Here is a 25,525-nt window from a genome sequence, read left to right on the forward strand (position 1 = left end):
GCCATATTTAAGCAGCTTGTCTTCTTTCACTTTCTTCACCCAAGAAGACAAGCTCGATCTCTCCAATTGAACGATTCACAAAGCTAACTTCATTTAAAAGCTGATCTGCGATATTTGATGCTCCTTTAGCAATTCCAGTATTTGACTTAGAAGAGACATCGATATTTGAAATTGAATTTTGTAACTCAGAAATCCCCTTTGATTGCTCATACGTTGCAGTAGTAATTTCCGTAATTGAGTTAGTAACATTCTCAACACTATCGACAATTTCTTCAAGAATTTGCCCACACTGATTTGCTACTTCAGAGCCAGAAGTCACACTATTTCTAACTTTTTGAACAAGATCAGTAAGCCTCATATTAGACTCTTCAACAATTGAGTTTACTTCATTAACACTTGTGCTAACCATATCTGAGATTTCAATTGAAGCATTTCCACTCATTTGGGCCAATTTACCGACTTCTTCAGCAACTACGGCAAACCCTTTTCCAGCTTCTCCTGCCCTTGCAGCTTCAACCGAAGCATTAAAAGATAAAAGCTTTGTTTGAAAAACGATATCATTTATAATTTGAGTTCTTTCCTCAATGCGATTAATTAACTCAACGATATGAAGCATCTTCTTATTGTTATCCGTAAATTCACCAACCATCACATCAATATCACTATCAATACCATTCATAGAATGAATCATTTTCTTAACAATTTTCTTACCGACTGCTGCCTTACCTAAACTCTCCTGTGCTAAATTATTTGAAACCTTAGCATTATCAGCAGTCATCCTGACCATAGAACTAATCTCTTCTAGAGAGCTTGAAGATTCTTGTAATGATGAATCTTGTCTTTCACTAGATAGCGATAGTTCATTAGATGTCGATGCAATACTCTTTGCACTCTTTGTCAGTGATCGAGATGTATTAGTTAGAGCAGTGATCGTTGCCTTTATTTTTTGCGATATATTAGATGCATAAGCAACACCGATAGAGAAGCCAAGGATAATTCCAATTAAAGAAACGACGACTAATGTAATTTGCAAGTTACGAGCTGTTGAACTAACCACTGATGCAGAAGTGAGAACTTCTTTAGACAGTCGCTCATTGTATTTATCTAAAACTCTTTGATAATTTTCAGCAGCTTCTGGACAGTGAATTAAGAAAATTTCTTGAAGTTCAGATCTCGCCTTCTCGTTATTAATCTTTGCAAGTTCAACTGCTCTACCACCAACTTTCTTGAAGTCATTCCACTGCACTTGAAGTTCATTAAATATTTTTTGTTCTTCTGCATTAGAAATAAGACGACTTAGTTTATTAGCTGCTAATTCATAATTATCAATCATCTTTAGAGTGTTAGAAATAGCGCTTTCTCTATTTCTTCGATCCAAGTCCTCAAGCCCAAGAGTTCTAACTTGAATTCGCGTTTTCTGATAACTAACGTCCATTTCACTTAATAATGAATTTCGAGGAATAATATTCTCGCTAAAGAAGCTTGATTGCTCACTCAATTCACTTACACCGAAGTAAGAAACAGTACTTATAACAATACTGACAACTGATAAAAAGAAACATAGTAGAATTAACTTAACTTTAAAATTCTTATTCTTCATTTATCCTCCATAACCACTTGAAGTATCGTACAGAGGCAAGTTTAATTAAAGTTTAGCATTTAAACTAAACCTATACAGAATAAAAATAAATAGAATTGGATATGTTGAATTCTAACTATTTAGACAATAAAAAAAAATTTAAAAAAACAAAAGTAAAATTAGTGGGACTCAATTTTTTCGCACGCGCCTTGATGTTTTATTTGCACTTTTTGGCAATTTGCGTTGCAAGCACTACCGTAAGTCTTTCCATCAACTCCACACACTGGCATCCAAATCATCGGACAGATACATGGTGCTTTCCCCTGTGGATGATGAGGCTTCATCGGAGAAGTAGCGTCGGGCCTTAGTTGTTTTTTATTTGTAGTCTTATTTTCTTTATTATCACATGCACCGTCAGAGATTTCAGTGGCCCCTGATGCTTGTGCCATACAACGATTTGAGTAAGTCTTCCCATTCCCACAAACAGGACTAAATTCTTTTGTACACTTAAATGCGTAACTATTAATTGTTAGAACAATCGCTAAAAAGAATTTCATATCTACCTACTTTTTTCGAAGTTTACACATGTACAAAGGACCTATTTCTCCCTTCGCATCCGGTAGAAATATTGTACCATATTCAGTTTTTTCTCCAAAACCGAAAGTATTTAGTTCTTGAACAAGCTCAACTTGGTCAGCTCTTTTTTTAAGAACCTTAGCTATAACTTCATCATTTTCAAGACTAGATATAGAACATGTTGAATACAGAACTTCTCCGCCACTTTTAAGGGTCAAAAGGGCCGAACACAGAAGCGAGTATTGAGTGGCCGCAAGATTCTTAGTTCTCTTCTTAGACCACATATTGAGATATTTTTGATCATTTAAAGTATGACGCTCTCCGGAGCATGGTGCATCGAGAAGAACAAAATCGAATTCATCTTTTAGGTTTAGGCCATACTTATTGCCATCAAAGCCGCGAATATCAATGACATCCCTCATCTCTTCTGGCACATACTCTGAAATAACACGGCGTAGGCGCTCTTTTCGATTTCGAGAAAGCTCGTTTAAAACAAGATGTCCCTTTCCTTGCATTTCTTCAAAAAGAACTAAACTCTTACCTCCAGGGGCCGCACACATATCAAGAACTTTGGATCCCGGAGTTGGATTTAGATTACGAGCAACGATAACGCTAGCAGCATCCATGATATAGTGTGACTTAATTTGCTGATTTTCACTCACTTCGCCATTAGCATAAACACCTGCAATGATTTCATCGGAATCAATAAAATCACCTTTAAACCAAATATTACGACGATAGGCCTTTTCCTCTTTCTTTGTGAAAGAGTCCTTTAATGAAGGCCATCTCTGGCCCCACATTTGTGAGTAAAAATATTCAAAGCCCTCTGGGCCTTTCGTTGGTGCAGCTTGGTTTTTCATGCGCATCATGTTACTAAATAAGGCCTAAACAGCAAAGTAAAGGATCGTGAAATGGAAAAATTTATTGATCAAATTATCAAAAATTTAAGTGCCAATGGCTTCCCTGAAAAGAAAGTCTCACTTCCAACTGAAAAAATGTATGAAGTTGCAGATAATAAAGGTTTAAGCCTTAATAAAGTTCTCGAAGAATTAAGAGAAAAGAAAATGATCGACAGTGAAATCGGTCCAGAAAAGATCGTCTTTTCAATGCAAAAATTTGAAAATCAACAAGATATGTACGCTAAGGCACAAGAGATGATGTCTCAAATGTCACCAGAAGAGCTACAAAAAATGCAAGATATGATTCAAAACATGTCTCCAGAGCAGCGTGAACAAATGATGGAACAAGCAAAGAAAATGGGGATGATCTAATAGAATCATTTTTTTCTACTCCACTTTCAAGTCTAGAAGGCTTCATCACAGAGCATGGATTCACAAAAGTTCATGCTCAAACGATCTATACTCAGATCTATAAGCACGGTGCAAAATCCTTTGAAGAAATTTCTGGATTACCACAAAAGCTTTATTCGTTATTAGAAAAAAAGTACTACTTTGATTTTCTTGAGATCGCCAAAATTCAAGAATCAGTTGATGATAAAACAGTTAAGCTCTTATTCAAGTTAAGCGATGGGCGCACTGTTGAAACAGTCTGTGTCCCTTTTCAAAAGAAGTATACTCTTTGCCTTTCTTCACAAGTTGGTTGTGCAATGAAGTGTTCATTCTGCTTTACTGGAACTCAAGGGCTAACACGCTCTTTAGAAAAGAAAGAAATTATTCTGCAATACATACAAGCATATGCCTATATCAAAGAGAAATTTGAGGGCCACCAAGCAGCTCCTAATATTGTTTTTATGGGTCAAGGAGAGCCTCTTCATAATATTGATAATGTTGCAGATGCCATTGAAATTCTAAAAACCACAGAGGGCATGGGACTAGGTCCAAGGCAAATTACTCTTTCAACGGCCGGCTATCTTCCGGGAATTAAAAGATTTAGTGAATTAGGAAGTGTTAACTTTGCCCTAAGCTTTCACTCACCATTTAATGAGGAAAGAAATGAGCTTATTCCATTAAATAAAGCCTACCCTATTGCGGACCTCATCGAAGAGCTTAAGTTAATAAAGCTCATGAAGCGACAATTTCTAACTTTTGAATATTTAATTATTCGCGACTTAAATCATACGAGAAAACACGTAGAAGAAATTGGAAGGCTATTAAAAGATATGCCTGTAATTTTCAATCTAATTCCTTTTAATGAATTTCCAGGTGCACCCTATAAGAGACCGGAGATGGCAGCAGTAGAAGAATTTAAAGCTGGGCTTATGGAGTTGGGGTTTCATGCAATGATTCGCACAACTAAGGGCGATGATATTCTAGCAGCTTGTGGCCAATTAACATCACAAGAAACGCTTAGCTAATTCAATATCAGGAATTGGACAAGTATCCATTTCCTCACCAATTCGATATCGATTTTTAGCAACTAGTTCATATAGCCAATTTCTTATCACCTTGGGAACGATCTTAAATATATTGAAATACCCATGGCCAAGCACATCCATCACAGCAATGACCGCATCCGACTTAGTAGAAAGCTTACCATTTTGATAAAAAACTACTGTCGACAGATTCTTAACAAAATCTTGTTGAAGATAATTCAAGGCCTTTGGGTCCTGTAAATTACAGAATTTTACCTTTTTCTTGTGGTCAATTCGATAAATAAACTTGACGAGCCTATTACATATTAAGCACTTACCGTCGATGAAGATGATATTCATACTATCCATTCTACACCATCTGCCAAATTGTAAAAATTATATTTGCTGAGTTAGAACTACATTGTTCATATTAAGTATGTTAGATTTTGCCAACTTTTACCCTATTATCGAGAGAGCAATCTATGAAGAAAATTCTACTTCTTGGTGTTAGTGCCATTACCCTTTTAAATCTTACGTCATGTGGGAATCGTTCAAGTATTTATGACGACAAGGGACCAACTATTAACAGTCAAGGCCTAAAAGGTGATGCTGTTGCTTCAGAAGTTTCAAATGCAAACTTTGTTTGTGACAGATTTTCAAAAAATGGATGTATTGATCAAGTCCTACTTATGGGTAAATTAAATCGTGGAAAACTTCAAACATGTGCAGCTTTCTTTGTTGGTGAAAACTTAATTGCGACAGCAAAGAAATGTCTTCCAAGCAAGCAAAAAGATCAGTCGTACTCTGACTGGCTTGACTCAGCTTGTTCGGCAGTTGCTTTCAAAGACCTTAAAGGTTTCACATATACTTGCTCATCAATTGAAAATCAAAAATATTCTGAAATTGCTCTAATCTCAACAAAGCAAAAGTCAAAAGTTGGATTTCTTGAAACAACTAATGAAGGTATTAACTTTGGTGGAAAGAACCAAATCTTTGAACTTACAAGCTTTAAAAAAGGTTTTGAAATTAACTATGCTTTATCAGAAGGTAAATACACGAGAGCAAAGAAAGAGTGTAATGGACTTACAGATTCACTTCTAACAACAATTAACGGATCAAAAGATTCTAAGAACTTTGTCCTTTCAAATTGTGCAATTGATTGGAACTCAACTGGTTCTCCAGTTCTAGTTGATGGAAAAGTTGCTGGTATGCTTCATGGTAAAATCGAAGGTGATGCAGATTTTGGAACAAAAGTGAGTGATAGAGATGGTGTTGCAGTTGCTGAAAACTTTGCATGTCAAACTAAGTTTAACGCTAATACTCCAGCTGCTTGTGATCTTCATAAGCTTGGAGATAAAATTAACAGCCTAAAAAAGACTCTAAAAAATGCCCTTGTTAATAATGGGACAGCTTTTGATGCAAATACTCAAGATATTACAATCTTTAGAAAAGATTCAAATCTAATGGTTCTAGCAACTGAAAAAGCAACGACTTGTGCAACAGAAGGTGAAAAAGGAAGCTTCCAAGCTTGTAAGGTAAACTTACCACTTAAGAACAAATTCCTTTCAACTCTTGATCTTGCAAATGTCGCTCTTGATTGTGACAACGCCGTGACAACAAATTGGAAAACAATCAAAGTTGATGAGAAGCTAACAAGACAATTTAGCTTTGAAGACTATACTTTGGATGGATACCACGCTGATAGATTTTGGATAGAAATTCCAGCTTGTGAATAAGTAGTAAAAAGAAAAAAATATAAAGGCCGCTCAATCAGCGGCCTTTTTTATTTAAAGTGTATTTTGTAGAAACTCTCTCATTAACTCCCAAGACTCTTTATCTGCTTTTTCATTATAGGCCAATGGAAGATTAAATTTCTTCCCATTCTCAGTGGCCTTAGGATTCGTGAAGGCATGAGTCGCACCTGGTAGGTTCACAAATCTCATAGGAAGTTGCGATCTTCTTATAACCTTCTTAAAATTAGCGATATCATCTTTTGACACTAACGGATCATCTGCACCATTTATTACAAGTAGCTTTGCCTTTGAGTTCTTTGTGACTTTTTTAATCCCACCTAACGAGCCGTGAAAAGAGACAACTCCCTTCAAGTCTGCCCCTTGGGTAGCATTGAAAAGAACCACAGCACCACCAAAGCAGTAACCGATCGCTCCAATTCGTTCAGCATCGACACTTGGCTGCTCTTTTAAAAGCTCCATGGCCTTATTAAATTTGGCCTTTAGAAGAGTTGGATCCTTAAAAGCTTCAGTAGCAAATTTCATTGCATCCTTAGGATGATTTGCCTGTTTTCCATCTCCATACATATCCAGTGCAATAGCATTGTAGCCAAGCTCAGCAAGTTGATCTGCTCGCTTACGAGCATATTCATTATGTCCCCACCATTCATGAACAACGACTATTCCAGGTCTCTTATCATTCTCATTTCCAGTCAGGGCCATATAGCCCTTAAAAGTCTTATCCCCTACTGTGTAATCAACATTCTCCGTTGTAACAGATGAACAGCTTACAAAGCCCATCATCATAAAAATTGGCAGTAAAATTCTCATTTTTCCTCCTAAAATATTGACTGCCACAACGCAATCAGATAATTATGCATTATGACAAAAACAAGCCTATATAATTTAACTTTAGAAAGTTTCCCATATGATGAAGCAAAAATCATGGGAAAGTGGGTCTATAAAAAGTTAAATTTTAATCCTGACACCTGGGAGAATGCTCCACGTGTAGTTAGAGAAAAGGCAAAAGAATATGACCTATCACTGCTAAAAATTCTTTGGCAGGGACTTTCGAAGGACGGAACACGTAAGTTTCTTCTTGGTTTAGGTGATAAGAACTCAATTGAAGCGGTTCTTATTGAGAGTGAAAACGACAAGCGTCTTAGATCGACTCTGTGTATTTCTTCTCAAGTTGGTTGTGCCATTGGTTGTACTTTTTGTCATACGGCCACACAAGGCCTAACAAGACATCTGCAAACATCTGAAATAGTCGGACAATTTTTAACTGTCTCTAAATGGATGCAAGAGAATGTCGATCCAAAATATCAGATTTCTAATATTGTTTTTATGGGTCAAGGTGAACCACTTCATAACTTCGAGAATGTGAAGAAGGCCTGCTATCTATTAACTGATCCACTAGGTATTGCACTAAGTAAACATAAGGTGACAATTTCGACATCTGGGCTTGTACCAAAGATCAAACAATGGGAAGAACTACCAGATGTAAACGTTGCTATCTCACTACATGCTATTAGAAATAATCTACGTAGTGAGCTGATGCCAATTAATAAACGCTACCAAGTTGATGATCTTCTTGAGGCACTAAGATCAATTCCAGTTAAGAACTCTCGTCGTATAATGTATGAGTACCTCTTAATTAAAGATCTTAATGATACGCAAGAAGATATTGATGGGTTGATAGAAAACCTTCCGAAGAAGGAATCAAAGATTAATATTATTCCATTTAATGAATATCCTGAAAGTAAGTTTAAACGCCCAAGTGATGAACATATTGAATGGTTTCAAAGATCACTTCAAGCTGCAGGTCTTACTTGTACAGTTAGAGAAACTAAGGGTGATGATATTCTAGCGGCTTGTGGCCAACTGAAAACACAATACGAAAAACTTAATCTTCCATCGTAATTAGATTAGCGAGTCTTTAACAAGTGCAAGAATATCCTTAACAAGCAAAGAGTTCTTCTTCTCTACTCGATAAACTAACGCAATTTGGTCCTTAACTATCGGTGAGTTATTTACAGGAACGAGGTTCTTATAATTAGAGGCGACACGACTTGGAAGAAGACCAATACCAAACCCTTCATTTGTGAGCTTAGCGATAACTTCTAAATTGTCACTTTCAACATGACCATCGATTTCAATCGAGTCATTTTTAAGCTTTCTTAGTAAGTCCTGACTTTGTGCTAATTGAGGATTAAAAATTAATTTATTATTTTTTCTTTTTGGTCGGCTCGACTCAAAAAGCTTAACCTCATCGAGCCCCATCTCATTAATAATAAGGTCTGGATGTTTAATAGGATTAACGACAATTCCAAAATCAACTTCAAAATCAATAACTTTTCCAGTAATGATGCGTGAAGAATCGTGAATTAAATTGAAATTTAAACGAGGATACTTCTCGTATATCGAAGGGAGAATATGAGGGAGAGAATATATTGCAACTGAAGGATGAATACCAACCTTGAACTCTCCAATAATTTCTCCACCTTCTTGATTAAAGATATTCTTAGCATCTTGCCAGTCTTGTAAAAGCTTATTTGCACGATGATGAAATTCTTCACCAAATTTAGTAAGTTCAATTCCGCTTTTAAGTCGAATAAAAACAGGAGCACCAAGTTCCTCTTCTAATCTTTTAATTGAATAACTTAATGCCGGTTGTGTTAACCCAAGTTGTTCTGAAGCTCTAGTGACATTCTTAAGCTTGGAAACAATAAGAAAATTTCTTAAGTCATCTAATTTCAAAGACATTCGATACCTACTTTATTAATTCATTAATTAATTTTTTATAATCCATTCCTGCTAATTTTGCGGCCATGGCAAATTCATCTTTTGTTGCGACATTTGGATTGGGGTTGGCCTCAATTATATAAGGAACACCTTCTGGACATACTCGCAAATCAATTCGTGCATAACCTGTTAGCTCTAATACTTTATAAGTTCTTTTACAAATTTTTATAATCTTATCTTCCAGCTCTTTTGTTATCTTAGCTTTTCCAGTCTCAATACCTTTATTCTGTCTGTATTTAAGACTCCATTTAGCTTTTTCAGAGTAAAGCTTAGCAAGTGGATTATCGATATTATTAAAAGCAAGCTCTAAAATGGGAAGAACCTTCAGTCTTTTCGCTCCCATTACTCCAACGAAGAACTCACGACCTTCGATAAATTCTTCAATAATTACATCTTCCTCATATTTATCCATAAGATAAATAATGCGCTCAATTGCCTTTTCAGGAGATTTAACTATAGATGCCGAACTAATTCCAAGAGATGCATCTTGATAGAGGCATTTTACAATTAATGGATACTTTAATTTCTTCGATATTTTCGTAACTTTGGCTTTTGAGCGGCTTGTGAAAACCTGAAACCCAGGTGTCTTAATCCTGTGGTACGAAAGAAGTTTTTTGGCCAACGCCTTATCTCTTGCTATCATGAGCCCGCGTGGATTGGCCCCTGTATATTTAACTTTCAGTAATTCAAGGTAAGAAACAACGTTTTGATCAAAGAGTACTTTTCCATCAAATTCCTCTAAGAGATTAAACACAACGTGTGGCCTAAACTCTTCAATGGCCTCTCTTAATGGCATAAGATCAGAGTAGACACCAACGATATTAACTTCATGACCTATTTCTTTTAGTGTTGAAATAACATTATATTCCGTAATCCACGGTTTAAATTCAAAGTCGTCTTTTTTCTTATCTTCTTTAGATATATCAGCTGGAGGAATGAGATCAGAATGAACAAGAACTAACACTCTTTTCTTTCTTTTATGACTTTTTTCTTTCTGGCTCACATGACTATCCTGTCGCGCCCCTCTCTAAAGTATTTATCAGCATGCGATAACACAATATTTTGTATGATTTGAGGGCCATACTTATTTGGAATCATAAGCTTTTTAGAACTTGAGATACTTTCCAAATCATTTACAACAGATTCTATTTTATATTGATATTCTTTTGTCAGCAAGGATATATCCCTAACGAGCTCTCTCCTTAAACCACCGATTACTTTATCTAGCTCTATTCCTGTCGTTTCATTATGGATAAGGTACTTTTGAATATGATGTATACTACGACGTGCTTGAGAGCTTTTACGTAATTTCTTTCTTTTAAGCTTAAGATACTCTCTTACTGTTAATTCACTTTCTTCAATACTATCAATCTCTTTATAACAAATGACGTTTGGCTTTTTATTACTTAAGGCCTTCATCATATTATCAACATACTTTAATTTTTTAAGAGCAGGCCAATTTTCATAGACTCGTTTCCAATTAGAACGTGGAGTTAGCCATACTGAAAATGTTTCAGCAAAATCTTCTTCTGGATGAGCTTGCGCATAGTTGTCTTCGAGATGGTACACAAACTTCTTTGAGAACTTCTTGGGTTCATAAAAAGTAGGATATGCGATTTCATGATCGCCAAAGATTGATTTTCTCTGTTTGTCGTCTTTTAGAAAATATGCATTATCCATGACATGACCACATTCATGTCTCAAAAGCTTCATGAACCAGTCATGAGTCTCCCCCTCACAAGCACCTGTAAATTCTTTTTCTATTTCAATTAGTTTTGGATGCATGAGGGTGAAAGGAACGGCAATGCCAGAGATTGAATCTGGACAAAACCACTCGTCACTTAGCCAAACTTTTGGCTTTACGAGTAATTTCTTTGCCGAGAGCTCGCCAGTAAGTTGATCTAAACAAGGAGCAAATTTACTTTTTTCAAAGCAAATATCAAGCTCCCACAACTGAGCGTTGAGAATGTCTTCACGACAAGCGAGGTCCAAATTCAATTTAATCATATTAATCTCTTCAAAGTAGTGGCGATTATAGCCCTAACCAGAAGAAATTAAAGAGATTTTAGCGACCTATGAATTATTTATCAGTTCATAAGTCGTTAATACAAACTTGGCCGTTGCGATTGATTTTTATTTTAAAATCAACGCCTTTAATCTTTGCACGAATATGGGATAAATGCGTGTTAATTGTCTTGTTTGTAACAACAACAGGGCCCCATGTACCAAGAACTAGCTCTTCTAATGTATAGATTCGCTTTTGACTTGAAATTAAGAAATTTAAAACTTTGAATTCTGTCTTAGTTAATGAAACCTCTCCATCATCAACAAAGACTGTCTTTGTGTTGGTGTTGATTCGTAAATTACGAAATCCGATCCACTCATTTTGAAAAACAAATGACATATTTCTTTTCTCCTCCCCCCTCATTTATTTACCTTAAGGGCAAGTGAGATATTACACAAGCTGTAAAATCAACAAGTTACGAATCTTATCGCTACTAATTAAAATAAGTTTGTTTAGGCTAACAATTTTAGCCATTTGACGCTTTATTCTTTAGAGATCGTGCAAACAGATTTGATTATTTCGATTAATTCTTATTCTAAAGTCAACGCCTTTTGTTTTATGACGAAGATGAGTTAAGTGAGTATTGACAGTTTTATTTGCCACTTCCACATCACCCCAAATATATTCAACTAGTTGCTCACGCGGATAGATTCTTTTTCCGCCGCTTAATAAGAAATATAGAATTTTATATTCCGTCTTTGTTAATTCGATTTTGCGATCATCCACAAGAGCAAAACGATTTTGTGGATCGAGAGTTAAATTTCGAAAACTAAGTTGCTTTTCACCCGTGGCCTTGTCATTGTCATAAGCGTGCATATTCATTCTCCTCTAAAACTGTAGTTGAGAGAATTTTATTCCATTGAACAAGTCCATGTTTTTGAGGTAAAAAAAGACACGTAAAGAATATTCAGTTATTAATTTATATTAAATATTATTAATCAAAAGATAAGAGAGTTTGATGGAAAACAAGAAGGCACTTTTTTGGAGTGGAGGGCTTAGCTCACTAAGCTGCTTAAAACTTTTAATAAAAGAAGGTACAAGTAAAAGTGATATTGTTCTCATTACTCTACTTTCAAAAGAAGGTAATGAAGTTGGCCATACTGGTATACCAGAGGAAATCATCTCTCTTCAGGCCAGGTATATGGGCATTAAGCTTGTCAGGCTCTACAATGATGAAATAAGTTCTAAGGTCTTAAATAAATTGAGTGAACAGGGTTACAATTTTTATAGTGGCCAAAGAAATGATAAATTTTCAAAAAATCCTATTATTGCAAATCTAAAAATAAATACACCATTACTCGGTATATCTTATACAAAGCTTCTTGAAGATCAAATTAATCGAGCAATTTTAACAAGTGTGGATAGAGAGGATCATCAACGTTTTCTAGGAAAAGAACTTAAAGACATTGAGATAAATTTTGATGAGATGGATATTGATACCTTTGTTATTTTTGATCCACTCATGAGAATTCGTATTCCTTTTTCTAAAAATATTATTATCGAAAAAGATAACCACTTTATTTGTAAAATAAGAAATGTCTAATGCCAAAGTATCATCAGAGACTTTGAAATTTCTTTAACATTACTATCATACTTGCTTGCCCCTTCAGTCATATAATCGTTAGTGATCATATTTGGAGGTCATATGAAGAATAAAAGAAAATTCTTATTTGTAGGTGCGCGAATACTTATGGGTGCCACCCTACTTTTGGGAGGAGTTACTCCAGGACTTGGCTTACTTACAGAATCTCAATACACACCTGAAGCGTTAGCTTTCATTAATTCGCTTCAAGACACCGGATATTTATACTACATGATTAAAACACTTGAGATTGTCTTAGGTACAATGTTCTTGTTAAACTTATTTGTTCCGCTAACAGCTGTTATCGCTGCACCATTAGTAATTAACATTTTATTCTTTGAGCTTTTTCTTTGTAATTCATATTTAATTGCACCGATTATTCTCATCGCTTGCGAACTTATTGTTTACCGCGAACATCGAAAATTATTTAATTGGCTATTTAAATACCAGATTCATACACATACGAATGATCTCGATGCACCAGATATGATAATTCTATCTGACTTAAAAGAGAAAGATCCAAAGGTGTACCAGAACGTTGTTGATTCTCAGTATTATCATAATATTTAAAACAAATATTGAGTTGGCCCGTTATCTGTTTAATTGACAGATAATGGGCTTCTTGTAACTATCTTCCTAAATAATTTATAAAGATAAAGGTGAACTCTGTGAAATTCAGAGACTGTCCCGCAACGGTTAGAGTCCGAGCCCTTCAATTTTATTATGTCTCGGAGGAAGATCATAAAAACACTACTTTATTACGCCACTGCATTCTTACCATTAACATCAATTGCACAGATTACAATTAAGGCCACAAAGCTCGACACAAGTTCAGAAAGAATAACTAGTGCTGTCACTGTAATCACTCGTGAAGAAATTGAAAACACTGATGCCACAACACTTCAACAGCTCTTACAAAGTAAAGCAGCTATCTTTATTGGCCAGACAGGTCAAATTGGATCGGCTTCTAGTCTTCGACTACGTGGACTGCCTAGCGGTTTCTCAAAAGTTCTCATCGACAATATTGAACTAACTGATCCTACTGATATCAATAATTCATATCAGATTAATCATCTTAATCTGGATAATATTGAGAGTATTGAGATTCTAAAAGGTAGTCAGTCAATTCTATACGGATCAAATGCCATTGGTGGTGTTTTAAAGATCAATACAAAGAAAGGTATAAAGAGCTCTAGTGTTAGAGCTGAGTATGGAAGTTATAATACGGCAAAGCTTGCGGCCCAATCGAGTGGTCACATGGAAAGGCTTAGTTACGGTGTTAATTTTTCATATCTTCAATCAGATGGATATTCTTCAGTAAATGAAGATCGATTAACAAATGCTGAAGATGACTCTTATAAGAACCTAAGTTTCTCATTAAACACGAGCTATCTAATAAGTAATCAAATGGAACTAAACTACCAAGGTCAGTTCATTGATTCAGAAATCGAAATTGATGGCTTCAATTTTGTTCCACCATTTAACCCTATTGATGTAGCAGACAATGATCTAAACAAGTACAATCAGTACAATAACTATCTGGGGCTTCGCTATAATAGCTCAGATGAGAGATTCAGCCTTACTCCAAGCATTAGGTATTCGACAATTAGAAGAGAGGATCCTCAAGGCTTCACTCCACTATTTCGCGGTGAAGAAACTGATGTAAAGCTTGATGCCACTTATGAATTCTCTAAGAGCTTAAATTCATTCTACGGTATCCAATATCTCAAACAAGATGACTTAACACTTGGAAACTATAGTGAGCTCTTCTCTGTTTATACAACTTTCAATTACGCTTACAAGAACTGGTTTTCAGATATAGGTGTACGCTTTGATAAATTCTCAACTTTTGATTTAAATACTATCGCTAGTATTGGCCTTGGTTATAACTTCACAAGAGAACTTTCTCTAAAGGGTCATTTCTCTGGTGGATATAAACTTCCAACTCTTTATCAGATAGCAAATCAACTAGAAAATTTAGATCCAACAGACAGTATTAATAGCGAACTAACGCTCTCTTATAAGAAAATCACATATCAAGTTGAACTTACACTATTCAACTATGATTTAAAGAACCAAATTGACTACGATACAATCAATATGGGTTATCTAAATATTGCAAAATCTGAGATTCAGGGTATTGAATTTAACTTTAATCAAGAGTTTCAAAACTCATTTACACTCGCAACTTCTTTAACAATTCAGAAAGCGACAAATAAGGTTACTAATTTGGATCTTGCTAGAACACCAAAGGCACTTGCAAGTGTAGAGTTAGGATACAGAATAAACGATTCTCAAAGAATTACAAACTGGTGGCAATATGTAGGAAAACGAGAAGACTTTGGAAGTATGCCTTCTTATGTAATCGGAAATCTTAACTATGAATATCAGAACTTTAATTTCAAAATCATTAATATCCTCGACAAGGATTATGAAAATATTCGTTACTACGGAACGATGGCACGTAGTTATTTCCTAGGCTACAAGCTCGACTTCTGATGATATTTCTTTACCATCGCAATAGCGATGGTAAAGAATATTATTGATCCAATATTTAAAAAGTAGAAGAAATTAATCGCATCCTTTGCACCAAAATTGTCAGCAATAACACCAAAAACAAAGTGCATAATAGCAATACTTACTCCGATATAACTCATCGTCTGGGCCAATACCACGTGATTCTTTTTTGGAAAGTTATTTGAAACCCAATCAACGATAACAGGAAAACAAAAAGACATGAACAAGGCCGTCATTGGATAAAAGATATGGTGAAATTGTCCTAAACTAAAACATATCAAGCTTGTTAATAATGAAATGTAGATTAACTTATTCGATGATAATTTAATATTTAAGAAGGCAAAGCCTAGCCTTCCTAACATAAGAAATAAAAAGAAGTAAGACAGATAATTATTAGCGTTAATATCTGAATAATTATGAGCTTCAACAAGATAGAATTTCAATCGAGAAGAGAGCATGATTTCAGATGCAACATAGAAACCAGCAAATAAACCAATCATCAAATTCATTAAAAAAGCATTTGGCATTGAACCATCGTTCTCTTTTATTTCGTCATGATGAGTGTCTTCAATAAAGAAAGAATAAATAAATACTAATGCACATGGTATTAATAAGAATTTAAAGAAGTGAATCCAATCAGAATTTAAGAAATAAAATAGGGAAAGAATTTGTGGGGCCAATAAAGAGGCTACACCGTAGACACCGTGAAGTCCTGATAAGTAGCGCCTTTTATGTTCTGAAGGTGCACCATTATCAACCATGAAATTCATGGTGATACCAGTAATACCGAAACCGAATCCGGCCCACGCACCAAAGAAGAGACTCAAGTCAAAATTTAAAAAGTCTCCACCTAGTCCAATTCCAAACGTCCCTATCCCCATCATAACCATGGCCATTCGAGTTGCTCTCACAGGGCCAAAACTCGGAAGCCAAAATGAAGTAGTAAGGTATGCTATGAAAGAAGTTATGGACATCAAAGAGAATATCAATGAACCTTTATCAGGTCTGATTTGAAAATATTGTAAAAGCTCAGGATAAACACTACCGCGTCCATTATCAATAAGGCTTAAGGCCACAAGTGATAAGTATCCTAAAGAGACATAACCAAAATTTTTCAAATCAACTTCCTTCTAAATCAATTAAGCAATTAGTGACTTATCTTTGAATAGAATCCAAAGCTGATGAATTGCTCTAGTTGCAGCAAGGTGCAGTCTTTTTCTTGCAGTATTATTAACTGGATAAACATCCTTATCACAGTCAGGAATAATAACGTAATCAAACTCAAGACCTCTAATTTGCTCAACTGTTGTCACATCTACACCTGGTCTCAACGAAAAGTTCTCATCAAGTACAAGTCTAATACTTCCAACTTCTTCAATCTCTGAGTATAGCTCTCTTGCAATACTTTCTTTCGAACAAATAATAGCAATTGAAGCTTTCGGTTCACGGTTCATTAGTTCTACAAGTGCACTACTGATGAGCATTGAAGCATGCTCAAGGTGCTGCACAGACGTTTCAATGATCGGTCCTCCATCTCTTTTCGATTCAGGAAGCTCTTTTGGAGCCAATGGCCCAAGAACATTATGTGCAAAAGAAACAATTTCTTTTGGAGAACGATATGAAACATTAAGTTCTTCAACTTGCATATCATCCACATCAAGCTCAAGTGTATGACAAACATCGTGCCATGAAGTGAATTCAAAAGTGCTATCAATTTGTTGAACACTATCTCCTGCAATCGTGAAGTTTCCTTCTTGATGTTTAATTTGCCCAAGCATAATTAGTTCTGATTTTGAAAGCTCTTGTGCCTCGTCTAAGAAGATATGGCGATACGATTTAAACTCACGTCCAAAGTAGCGAAGGTGACCAAATTGCTTAACAATTAAGTAATTAAATAGTGGAAGATCATACTTATCAACAAATCCTGAAACATCTTGTCCATGATTTGCATAATCCGAATCTTTATCTAGTCCTTGAATTTGTTTGGCCGTATAAAATTTTAAATCATTTAACATGTGAGTCGTTACCATACGATTTGTCATCTCAGGTAGCCTCTCCATACGCTTTGAATCAGAAAAGATATTAAGTAATTCTTCTCTTACATTTTTAAAGCCATTTAAAATCTTTTTCACTTCAACTTTTAAAACAGAGTCACGTGTATTTTCATAAAGGTTCTTAACACGAACATAAAGTGGACGAGTGCGATCTTTAGTAAAAAACTCAAGGTCTGTCCCTTTAAGCTTCTTTTCAATACTTAATTCTTTTTCTGCTAAGTACTCATCAATAAGCTTTAGTAGCTTTGGATTTCTTTTTATTGTAACGATTGAATCAAGAGGATTATCTTCGATCTTCTTAGGAACCGAGCGCATATTTTGGAAGACAATCTTTTTAATTAGATCATCAAGAGTCGATACACGTACTTTTTCAAGTTGTGATTCAATTAAGAGTTTCTTTGATAATTTCACAAGTCCGTTATTTGGAACGATTACCATAACTTCTTCTTGGCGAATTCCATCTTCACGACAAAGCTTTGCAATTCGATATAAAGCAACTGTCGTCTTACCACTACCAGCACCACCTGTAATAAGAAGAGGTTTTTTTGCACTTTGATTAACGAGGTCGTACTGAGTCTTATCAAGTAGAGAAATAACTTCTGGCCCATCAAATCCAGTGCGTCCACTACCAAGACTCTGGTTAGCACTCCCTTCTCCACCAGCAAGTTTTTGTGTTGATTCACTTAAAGAAATCCATTCTCTATCTCTTAGAACATTTGTGTTTCCTTCTCGATCAATTCGCACAAGTTGCTTGTCTCTAACAGTTAGGATTGATTTTTCTAATATATGCCCTTCAATAATTCGATCATCTAAGTCGAAATCAAAATCATCCCCCTCACCAAATTGATAGAAGATTCTCGCCATCGGTGACTTTTTCCAGTCAATAATTTTAAACTTTAACTCTTTATGTGAAAAAGGCGTATGCCCAATAAGAAAGTCTTTTAACTTTCCATTTTGTTCAATCTTAAAATGACCAAAGAACGGCGACTCTGCATTAGGTAAACTCTGGTGTTGCTCATAACGATCTGCTAGTTGATTAAGAAGGTTCATTTGCTGGATAATTCCAGGAAGGTCATCTTCCTTACAATTAAGAGATTCATCTCTAAGGGCCTTAATATTCGCTGCAATATCGGCTAATGCTGCAGCATTTAAATCTGGAACTCTATTAATTAAATCAACAGTTTGCGCAAGGAAATCATTGATCTTTTGGATATATTCTTGATTTACTAATTCACTCATTCTTTATTTGCCTTTAATCATCTAGCTTGTTAGTGTTGACCTTTAATTTTTTATATTAATAATCAACAATTAGAGGGCCCTATTATGCCAAAAGTTATCGGATTTCACTACACATTAACGAACTCAAAGAACGAAGTTTTAGACAATTCTGCTGAACATGGTCCACTAGTTTTCTTAGAAGGTGTTGGTCAGATCATCCCAGGTCTTGAAAAAGAAATCGTAGCAATGAATGTTGGTGATAAGAAAGTTATCAATGTACCTGCTGCTGACGCATACGGTAATATAAATGATGAACTAGTTATTACTGTGCAACGCTCACAATTCCCAGAGGATGCACAACTTAATATTGGTGACGTATTCCAAGTTAACCAAGACCAAGGACTTCCTCCATTTGCAGTTATTGCAATTGAAGGCGATGAAATTACTTTAGATGGTAACCACCCACTTGCAGGTGAAGACCTAAACTTTGATATTGAAATCACTGAAGTAAGAGAAGCAACAGAAACAGAACTTGCTCATGGACATGCTCATGGACAAGGTGGATGTGGCCACTAATCAATCTTTACCTTTTTTAAGTTAGAATATCGCATAGAACCTTACTAAAATTAATTTATCGATTATTGATTTGAGTGAGGATTCTATGTGGGTTAATAATTTAAGAAGGTCTCTCGCATTTTCTATATGCGCGAGTTCATTTCTTTATTCAAGTACAATCACAGCTAAGAACCTCGGCGATGACTTCAGTCTCTACGGTAAAATATCCATGGCGGCCATTGGTCAAGATGGAGCTCAATCATTAAATAATAACTCTTCTCGATTTGGTTTTAAATATAAGAGAGATGGCCTAATCGAGAAGTTCACCACTGGTCTTCGTGCTGAGTTTGGAATCAATACCAGCAATACGAGCCAGAGCATACAAAGCATCCCCAACACCACGGGACGCTTTCAAATTGACAATACTAGCGACCGGCCCTTTTCTACTAGGCTAGCTTATCTTTGGATTGAAAACGGAGATTTCAATGCCACAATAGGAAAGAACTGGTCTGTCTGGTATGACGTAACAGAAATGACTGATATCTTTATGGTCACTGGTGCCTTTGCCTCCTCTACTTTTACTGCTAATAGTGAAGTCATTGGAACTTCTCGTGGTGTAGATCTTTTGGAATTTCGCTACAAAATTGGTGACCTACATTTTGGGGCCCAAACAAAGTTTACAGGAGATGAAACGGCCGAATACGATTCTGATGGCGATGGAATTGACGATGCAGTCCTCACTCTTGAGCATTCAATTGCCGCTTCTCTAAGAATTGTTAAAAAAAATTACAAAGTTGGAATTGCAGCGATTAATTTAAATTCAAATAATAATGGAGTTGAAATTGCTAAACTTTCAGTTACCGTTGGAGCAAATTATTATTTTAAAAACCTTTTTATCGCCGCAGTCTACGGTGATACAAAAGACCTCGAATTAATTGATGGCAGATTCGTAAGAACTGATAATGTCGAGGCAATTATGGGTTGGCGCTTCAATCCATTTCACCAGTTTATGATTGGATACAATTGGCAAACTTCTGATGACGATGGACTGGATGATTATGAAATGTCTAAAATTCTTGGCTCATATATGTATACAAATGATCAGTATGAATTAGGTATTGAATATGTATTTGATGATAGTGTCGATGCCAGTGGTATGCGCCCAAAGAACAATCAGCTCATTTTAGGCGCAACCATGTATTTCTAATAATTTTCAGGTGGAACTTTTTTAAATATAAAGGCCGGAATTACACTTGAAACAAGAGTGTAGATAACAAGACCAGAGATAATCTCTAAAGGAACCTCAAAGCGCTCCTTAGCAATCTGGGCCATAACTAAACCAAAGATAAGTGTCGGTAGCAATGAAACAGTAATCTCTTTACGGTCTGGCCAAAAATCCTGCATAAAGAATTTCATATTTGAGTATGTGTTGAAGATTCTTAGAGGAATGAAAATTCCTAAGAAAGCTAATCCAATATATAGTCCATCCATTGTAAATAGATCTTGCGTAAAGCCTACACCGGCCTTAAAGAAGTAGAATGGAATGAAGAAAGAAAAGAACATCTGTAGGTTTTTTAGAATTTCTTCTGACTTCTCAGATTTTCCAAAGTGCTTAAATTCAGAAGCAATAAATCCTACAAGGAATGCACCTACTAAATAGTATGTTCCAATCTTCTTTGTGATAACACCACAAATAAGTGCAGTAAGAATTAAGAAACCAACTTCTGAATCCTTTGCATATGGAGCGATATATTTGAAAAATAATTTGTAAGAAAGGGGTAAAAAGACACTAAGGGCAACTAAAATAAAGGTAGAACTACCAAGGTTAACTAAGCTCTCCGACTGAAGAGTAATAAATAGCAGTAAGATGGCAGAGATCTCCTTAGAAATTGCTTTTGATCTAATCCAGTACTCCTGCCCTTCACTAAACCCATAATTCTTTAATGAGTTTAAGATGAAGCCTGTTGAAGGAGTCATGATACCAAGTGCAATTAAAGTTGCTGCACGGAAACTAATTGAAAAGAAGAAGTGTATCCCAAAAGCAACAATAAGTGTGATGGAGATAGTCTGGGTAACCCCGGATAGGAGCTCTTTCCAATTCTGCTTCAGTTCTTCAAATTCAACTTCAAAACCAGCGAATAAGAATAAAGATGTGATCCCCAAGCGAGAAAGCATTAGTAGTAGATCATCATTTTGAAACCATCCAAGCCCAAGACCAGCAGCAATCCCTAAGAAGATTGATGAGATACCAATTGGGATTTGGAATCGAAGTAAAAGTTTTGGAAGAATGAGAAGAATTGTAAACAGTAATAAGTACTGTACTTCCGTATTCTGCAAGTTAATCATTATTGTCTCTCCATGTATTCAACGTATGATCCCGGGAAGATGCGTACTTCCCCCTTATCCACTTCGTAAACATTTTCAGCTAATTCACTAAGAAAGTGTCTATCGTGGGATACAAACATTACCGTTCCCTCATAACGTTTAAGTGCATCCAGTAGAACCTCTCTTGATTTAATATCAAGGTGGTTTGTCGGCTCATCTAGAACTAAGAAATTATTATTTTGCGAAAGTAGTACGGCCATAACAAGACGAGACTTCTCTCCCCCTGAAAGGTACTTAACTTTCTTATCAACGTCTTGGCCTCTAAATAAGAAGGCCGCAAGTAGGTTTCTAACATACCCATCACTTGCCATTGGTAGATCTTTTCTAACTTCATCAAAAACACTTGATTCTGGATTTAGAACTTCCAGTGAGTATTGAGAGAAGTATCCGATCTTGATACTAGGGCCAATCGCTACTGTTCCAGCAGTTGGTTCAGTATGAGCAGTAATACACTTTAAAAGCGTTGACTTACCCGCACCATTTACACCAACTACGGCGATTTTATTTGTTCTTTTAACTGTTGTTGATAGTCCATGAAAGACTTCATGCGCACTTCCGTCAGACAGTGGCCATGATTTTGAAAGATCTTTAATGATAACAACATCATCCCCACCTCTTGGAGGCGTTGGGAATTGAAAGTTAATTGTTTCTTCCTCAGCAGGAACTTCAATACGATCAATTTTTTCAAGCTTCTTCACTCGAGATTGAACTTGAGCAGCATGTGAAGCACGTGCCTTAAATTTTGCAATGAACTCTTCTTCTTTTGCTAGCATATCAGCTTGACGAGAAGCTTGAGCAATTAATTGTTCACGACGAAGGTCTCTTTCTTTCTCGTAGAAGTCGTAATTACCTGTATAAGTCGTAATTCTCTTATGAGCAATTTCCACAATCTTATTACAAACATTATTCATGAAATCACGATCGTGGGTCGTCATAAAGATTCCGCCCTTAAAATTCTTTAGCCAGTCTTCAAGCCAAAGAATCGATTCCATATCGAGGTAGTTGGTAGGCTCATCCATTAGGATAAGTTCAGGATTAATTACAAGAACACGAGCAAGAGCAATACGCATCTTCCATCCACCAGAGAAGTCTTCAATCATCTTATTATGATCAACAGGCATAATCCCTAGTCCTGTTAGAACTTCCTCAGCACGTGTTTCAAGATCATAGCCACCACGCTTTTCAAACTCTGACTGAACGTCTCCCATTTTCATCAGGACATCATTCATCTCATCGTCACTCATATTGGCACAATCAGCTAACTTGTCTTCAAATTCTTTAAGCTGTTGTGCTAGCTCAGCAACTTTTACGTCTCCAGACATAACGACTTCTTTTGCCGTCTGCCCTGCCATCTCCCCTACTTTTTGAGAGAAATAGGCCCAACGCAATTTATCAGGAAAAGAGATTTGGCCTTCATCAGGTTTCTCCTCACCAATAATCATACGAAATAAAGTTGTTTTCCCAGCTCCGTTTGGACCAACTAGCCCAACCTTTTCGCCAGGATTTATTTGAAAGCTTCCACCGCTATATAAGGTTTCACTACTTTGGATTTTTGAAATATTGGAAACATTTAACATATGCTGTAAATCCCACTCAACTTTTAATATTTATTTAGCTGCTATTTAATCTGAATATACGAATAAGTTCAGTCTAGCATGGCACTTCTAAATATGTCTTTAAGATTCGACACTTTTAACGCATTTAATCGTTTGGAAATCAGCTATTTAGCCTTATAATTTGCCTATGACTTTAGAAAATATATTCGTTGATACACAAGGTGAAATTAAAAAATCAGTTTATGTCACATTAGTACTGATTCTTTTCTATTTAACTAACCATATCTTTTCTTTCATTTTGAAAAAGACTAGTAGCATAAATATTGAAACGAAAAGACGCTATGTTGTTAACACAAATATTTCGTTAACGATTATCTTCGTCTTTATTACTCTTTATATTTATTCAACTGAGTTGAAAAACCTGGCCTTCTCACTTGCCGCCCTAATGGTTGCCATAGTCCTCATCACAAAAGAGCTCTCTCTTAATATTATGGGTGGTATCTATAAGACGTTTTCTGGTGGATTTATTATTGGGGATACTATTGAGATTGATGGCAAGCGCGGAAGTGTTATCGACCGAGACCTATTCACGACAACTCTATTAGAAGTTGGACCAAATAAAACATCTCACAACTATACAGGACGCTCTGTTATTATTCCAAACTCAATATTCTTAACAAATCGAGTAACGAATGAATCATTTTTAAAGAGTTTTGTTCTTCATACTTTTAAAGTTGTTCTCTCTCCAGATTGTGATTGGGAAAAAGCGGAAAGAATTCTTCTTGAGAAATCAGAATTCTATTGTTCTGAATATTTTGAGCAGGCCCAAGTTGTTTTAAACAAACTATTCACAAAGTCTCACTTAGAAACACCTATTCTAAAACCACGTGTTCAAATCAATTTTACTAGTAAAGATGAGATCGAACTCAATGTTAGAATAACGGCCCCAGCAAGAACGAAAGGCTCTGTAGAACAGAAGATTCTTAAAGATTTCTTGCGAGAATTTTATAAGTAAGAGACTGGTGCCAAACTGTCTCTAGACAGCGACTTTCAATATAAGATATTTAACCCCTACAATTTCAGTAGGGAGAAATTATGAAAAATATCTTAAGAATATTCTTATTCACACTAATCTCAATTACGTGTATTCAGGCCAATGGAGCTCCTACAGAGCTGGCCCCATTTGATCAAGCTGGTTCATATTTTGATGAAGACCAAGGGCTTATCATCGGAAGTGATGGACTTAGATACTGGCACCAATCTAACAATACAATGAAGAATGAGAATGGTGTTATTTTCAAATTCAGACTTTTCTCGATTAAAGCATCCGATGGTAAAAGATATAGGAAAGCATCAAAAACTCATATCAAAGAAAATTGGGAAGCTAAGCGCTATCCAGTAAAACTTAGTCAACGTATGCTAACAATTAGAGAAGATGCTGGAGTTGATTTTAAAGAACTAGCTAATGCCATTGAAAATGGAGATAGCATCTATCTTTCTAAGCAAGAAAGAGATTCACTATCGGCTTACTTAAGGGTTAGACAACATGAGCAAGATAGCTGGGATGGTAGCTTTAGAACGAATCGTACAGGTAGAACGACATGTACAACTCATGGAATGAATACAGTTTGCACAACAACTTCATATTAAAAAAAAGCCTTCTTACGAAGGCTTTTTTATTTTTTAATTTAAATCTTTATTTAATTTTTTAAATTCTTCACCAATTCGTATTTCAAGCTTCTTATCTGATTCGTTAAACTCTTTTACGATAGCATCAGTTGTCGTTAGACGATAGGCAAAGACAGCAAGCTTATTCGCTTTATTATTCTTATACTCTTTATCCATACTCTTCATATGCTTTAGACGATCATCTAAGAAGAAGACTGCTTTATACTTCTTGTTAATCCCTGGACGATTAATTAAGTGAGTAAGCATTTGGCCCTTATTAAGTCCTGAAGTCATAAAGATACCATCAGCATAACGTACTTCTCTTCCTTGTAACTTTGTCATAAATGGAAGTCTTGGGGCATTTACTTTATTAAGATTAATTCCATTCTTATTCATTTCTCGAACTGTTGCAGGATAATTAACAGGACCTCTAGAAGTGATAGAAGTTACTCCGTAACCTGTCTCTTGTAGTTTTTCGATCAGTCTTGGAATTTCTTTTTCAACTAGAATCATATCAGAAATAAATGTTGCTTTATAAGAGTACTCAAGCATTTCATTAACTGACTTGGCAATACAATGAACCGGACAACCATTGTTAATTTGTTCCTTCTGCCAGTTATACCACTGATCACTACCAAAGCTTGTTTTGAATCTTAAAAGAGTGTTATCGATATCATAGACAACAAGAACATCACTTGTTTTTAATTTATTCTTCTTAGTATACTCAACAATCTTCTTATAAAAGTCAGAGTGAGAAGCTATCTCCTGATAAGATAGGGCGCTAAAAGCGATTAAAATAGAAATTATATATTTCATCATGTCTCCTTTTCTTGACCAGCAAGCATACCAGTAAAGGAGGCAAAATAAAAGCCTTCCATAACGGAAGGCTTTATATGCAAAATATACAGAAAGTATGTTTATATT

At 35.7% G+C, this 25,525-nt stretch carries 26 protein-coding genes and 1 riboswitch; of the genes, 11 read left to right on the forward strand and 15 right to left on the reverse strand.

What is annotated here, in order from left to right; translation table 11 throughout:
- Positions 1 to 7: 7 nt before the first annotated feature.
- The 3 genes from ABMA70_RS05955 to ABMA70_RS05965 all read right to left on the reverse strand — a co-directional run bounded on the left by ABMA70_RS05955 (position 8) and on the right by ABMA70_RS05965 (position 3,015).
- Positions 8 to 1,600, reverse strand: a complete 1,593-nt coding sequence (locus ABMA70_RS05955) for a methyl-accepting chemotaxis protein (RefSeq protein ID WP_392990993.1) — start codon at positions 1,598 to 1,600, stop codon at positions 8 to 10.
- Positions 1,601 to 1,758: 158 nt separating this feature from the next.
- Positions 1,759 to 2,136, reverse strand: a complete 378-nt coding sequence (locus ABMA70_RS05960; RefSeq protein WP_103216444.1) for a Kazal-type serine protease inhibitor domain-containing protein — start codon at positions 2,134 to 2,136, stop codon at positions 1,759 to 1,761.
- 6 nt (positions 2,137 to 2,142) lie between these two features.
- Positions 2,143 to 3,015 carry an RsmB/NOP family class I SAM-dependent RNA methyltransferase gene (locus ABMA70_RS05965; RefSeq protein ID WP_392990991.1) on the reverse strand — a complete coding sequence of 291 codons (873 nt, stop codon included), beginning with the start codon at positions 3,013 to 3,015 and terminating at the stop codon, positions 2,143 to 2,145.
- 51 nt (positions 3,016 to 3,066) lie between these two features.
- Between ABMA70_RS05965 and ABMA70_RS05970 the strand changes: the two genes are divergently transcribed.
- Positions 3,067 to 3,426: a hypothetical protein gene (locus ABMA70_RS05970; protein ID WP_392990989.1), complete on the forward strand. Its 360-nt coding sequence runs from the start codon at positions 3,067 to 3,069 to the stop codon at positions 3,424 to 3,426.
- A gap of 44 nt (positions 3,427 to 3,470) precedes the next feature.
- Complete coding sequence (gene rlmN, locus ABMA70_RS05975; protein ID WP_393022207.1) at positions 3,471 to 4,469, forward strand: 23S rRNA (adenine(2503)-C(2))-methyltransferase RlmN; 999 nt, start codon at positions 3,471 to 3,473, stop codon at positions 4,467 to 4,469.
- On the opposite strand, the gene ABMA70_RS05980 is transcribed toward rlmN (ABMA70_RS05975), so the two are convergent.
- Positions 4,449 to 4,826, reverse strand: coding sequence for a thiol-disulfide oxidoreductase DCC family protein (locus ABMA70_RS05980; protein ID WP_393022141.1), 378 nt, complete (start codon positions 4,824 to 4,826; stop codon positions 4,449 to 4,451). The two genes, rlmN (ABMA70_RS05975) and ABMA70_RS05980, sit on opposite strands and share 21 nt — an antisense overlap.
- Positions 4,827 to 4,948: 122 nt before the next feature.
- Here ABMA70_RS05980 and ABMA70_RS05985 point away from each other — a divergent pair, with 122 nt between their 5' ends.
- The gene (locus ABMA70_RS05985; RefSeq protein WP_392990986.1) at positions 4,949 to 6,202 is read left to right on the forward strand and encodes a hypothetical protein; all 1,254 of its coding nucleotides are present in this window, start codon (positions 4,949 to 4,951) and stop codon (positions 6,200 to 6,202) included.
- 51 nt (positions 6,203 to 6,253) lie between these two features.
- Here ABMA70_RS05985 and ABMA70_RS05990 read toward each other — a convergent pair whose 3' ends face one another.
- Entirely contained in the window at positions 6,254 to 7,027 is a 774-nt protein-coding gene (locus ABMA70_RS05990; protein WP_103216438.1) for a dienelactone hydrolase family protein, read from the reverse strand.
- A gap of 51 nt (positions 7,028 to 7,078) precedes the next feature.
- On the opposite strand from ABMA70_RS05990, the gene rlmN (ABMA70_RS05995) reads away from it, so the two are divergent.
- Entirely contained in the window at positions 7,079 to 8,119 is a 1,041-nt protein-coding gene (gene rlmN, locus ABMA70_RS05995; RefSeq protein WP_392990985.1) for a 23S rRNA (adenine(2503)-C(2))-methyltransferase RlmN, read from the forward strand.
- Here rlmN (ABMA70_RS05995) and ABMA70_RS06000 read toward each other — a convergent pair whose 3' ends face one another.
- The 5 genes from ABMA70_RS06000 to ABMA70_RS06020 all read right to left on the reverse strand — a co-directional run bounded on the left by ABMA70_RS06000 (position 8,120) and on the right by ABMA70_RS06020 (position 11,882).
- Positions 8,120 to 8,962: a LysR family transcriptional regulator gene (locus ABMA70_RS06000; RefSeq protein WP_103216436.1), complete on the reverse strand. Its 843-nt coding sequence runs from the start codon at positions 8,960 to 8,962 to the stop codon at positions 8,120 to 8,122.
- Between the two features lie 7 nt (positions 8,963 to 8,969).
- Positions 8,970 to 10,004 (reverse strand): ATP-grasp domain-containing protein, encoded by a 1,035-nt coding sequence (locus ABMA70_RS06005; RefSeq protein ID WP_392990982.1) that lies wholly within the window; start codon positions 10,002 to 10,004, stop codon positions 8,970 to 8,972.
- The gene (locus ABMA70_RS06010) at positions 10,001 to 11,008 is read right to left on the reverse strand and encodes a putative zinc-binding metallopeptidase (protein ID WP_392990981.1); all 1,008 of its coding nucleotides are present in this window, start codon (positions 11,006 to 11,008) and stop codon (positions 10,001 to 10,003) included. The genes ABMA70_RS06005 and ABMA70_RS06010 overlap by 4 nt, the downstream gene beginning before the upstream one ends.
- 85 nt (positions 11,009 to 11,093) lie before the next feature.
- Positions 11,094 to 11,405: a winged helix-turn-helix domain-containing protein gene (locus ABMA70_RS06015; RefSeq protein WP_158246757.1), complete on the reverse strand. Its 312-nt coding sequence runs from the start codon at positions 11,403 to 11,405 to the stop codon at positions 11,094 to 11,096.
- A gap of 150 nt (positions 11,406 to 11,555) precedes the next feature.
- Positions 11,556 to 11,882 (reverse strand): winged helix-turn-helix domain-containing protein, encoded by a 327-nt coding sequence (locus tag ABMA70_RS06020; protein ID WP_158246756.1) that lies wholly within the window; start codon positions 11,880 to 11,882, stop codon positions 11,556 to 11,558.
- Positions 11,883 to 12,024: 142 nt separating this feature from the next.
- Here ABMA70_RS06020 and ABMA70_RS06025 point away from each other — a divergent pair, with 142 nt between their 5' ends.
- The 3 genes from ABMA70_RS06025 to ABMA70_RS06035 all read left to right on the forward strand — a co-directional run bounded on the left by ABMA70_RS06025 (position 12,025) and on the right by ABMA70_RS06035 (position 15,147).
- On the forward strand, positions 12,025 to 12,609 hold the full coding sequence (locus tag ABMA70_RS06025) for a hypothetical protein (protein ID WP_392990979.1): 585 nt from the start codon (positions 12,025 to 12,027) through the stop codon (positions 12,607 to 12,609).
- 102 nt (positions 12,610 to 12,711) lie between these two features.
- On the forward strand, positions 12,712 to 13,218 hold the full coding sequence (locus ABMA70_RS06030) for a hypothetical protein (RefSeq protein ID WP_392990977.1): 507 nt from the start codon (positions 12,712 to 12,714) through the stop codon (positions 13,216 to 13,218).
- 71 nt (positions 13,219 to 13,289) lie between these two features.
- A riboswitch (adenosylcobalamin-variant (AdoCbl-variant) riboswitch) is annotated at positions 13,290 to 13,416 on the forward strand.
- The gene (locus ABMA70_RS06035; protein WP_392990976.1) at positions 13,372 to 15,147 is read left to right on the forward strand and encodes a TonB-dependent receptor plug domain-containing protein; all 1,776 of its coding nucleotides are present in this window, start codon (positions 13,372 to 13,374) and stop codon (positions 15,145 to 15,147) included. It overlaps the preceding riboswitch by 45 nt.
- Here the strand turns inward: ABMA70_RS06035 and ABMA70_RS06040 are convergent.
- A complete protein-coding gene (locus tag ABMA70_RS06040; RefSeq protein ID WP_392990974.1) occupies positions 15,129 to 16,283 on the reverse strand; it encodes an MFS transporter in 1,155 nt (384 codons plus the stop codon). The two genes, ABMA70_RS06035 and ABMA70_RS06040, sit on opposite strands and share 19 nt — an antisense overlap.
- Before the next feature lie 21 nt (positions 16,284 to 16,304).
- On the reverse strand, positions 16,305 to 18,458 hold the full coding sequence (locus ABMA70_RS06045) for a UvrD-helicase domain-containing protein (protein ID WP_103216427.1): 2,154 nt from the start codon (positions 18,456 to 18,458) through the stop codon (positions 16,305 to 16,307).
- 84 nt (positions 18,459 to 18,542) lie between these two features.
- Between ABMA70_RS06045 and ABMA70_RS06050 the strand changes: the two genes are divergently transcribed.
- Positions 18,543 to 19,013: a peptidylprolyl isomerase gene (locus tag ABMA70_RS06050; RefSeq protein WP_103216426.1), complete on the forward strand. Its 471-nt coding sequence runs from the start codon at positions 18,543 to 18,545 to the stop codon at positions 19,011 to 19,013.
- Positions 19,014 to 19,098: 85 nt separating this feature from the next.
- Positions 19,099 to 20,199, forward strand: coding sequence for a porin (locus tag ABMA70_RS06055; protein WP_392990972.1), 1,101 nt, complete (start codon positions 19,099 to 19,101; stop codon positions 20,197 to 20,199).
- Here the strand turns inward: ABMA70_RS06055 and ABMA70_RS06060 are convergent.
- Together ABMA70_RS06060 and ABMA70_RS06065 are read right to left on the reverse strand one after the other, a co-directional pair.
- The gene (locus ABMA70_RS06060) at positions 20,196 to 21,338 is read right to left on the reverse strand and encodes a cation:proton antiporter (RefSeq protein ID WP_392990970.1); all 1,143 of its coding nucleotides are present in this window, start codon (positions 21,336 to 21,338) and stop codon (positions 20,196 to 20,198) included. The two genes, ABMA70_RS06055 and ABMA70_RS06060, sit on opposite strands and share 4 nt — an antisense overlap.
- Positions 21,338 to 22,954, reverse strand: coding sequence for an ABC-F family ATP-binding cassette domain-containing protein (locus ABMA70_RS06065; protein ID WP_103216423.1), 1,617 nt, complete (start codon positions 22,952 to 22,954; stop codon positions 21,338 to 21,340). Before ABMA70_RS06065 ends, ABMA70_RS06060 begins: the two co-directional genes overlap by 1 nt.
- A 166-nt stretch (positions 22,955 to 23,120) precedes the next feature.
- Between ABMA70_RS06065 and ABMA70_RS06070 the strand changes: the two genes are divergently transcribed.
- Positions 23,121 to 23,948, forward strand: a complete 828-nt coding sequence (locus ABMA70_RS06070; protein ID WP_103216422.1) for a mechanosensitive ion channel family protein — start codon at positions 23,121 to 23,123, stop codon at positions 23,946 to 23,948.
- Between the two features lie 80 nt (positions 23,949 to 24,028).
- Positions 24,029 to 24,583: a hypothetical protein gene (locus ABMA70_RS06075; protein ID WP_392990967.1), complete on the forward strand. Its 555-nt coding sequence runs from the start codon at positions 24,029 to 24,031 to the stop codon at positions 24,581 to 24,583.
- Positions 24,584 to 24,616: 33 nt separating this feature from the next.
- Here ABMA70_RS06075 and ABMA70_RS06080 read toward each other — a convergent pair whose 3' ends face one another.
- Entirely contained in the window at positions 24,617 to 25,417 is an 801-nt protein-coding gene (locus ABMA70_RS06080) for a DUF2608 domain-containing protein (RefSeq protein ID WP_158246755.1), read from the reverse strand.
- Positions 25,418 to 25,525: the final 108 nt, after the last annotated feature.

It is taken from the genome of Halobacteriovorax sp. XZX-3, assembly GCF_043196495.1.
Lineage (GTDB): Bacteria > Bdellovibrionota > Bacteriovoracia > Bacteriovoracales > Bacteriovoracaceae > Halobacteriovorax_A.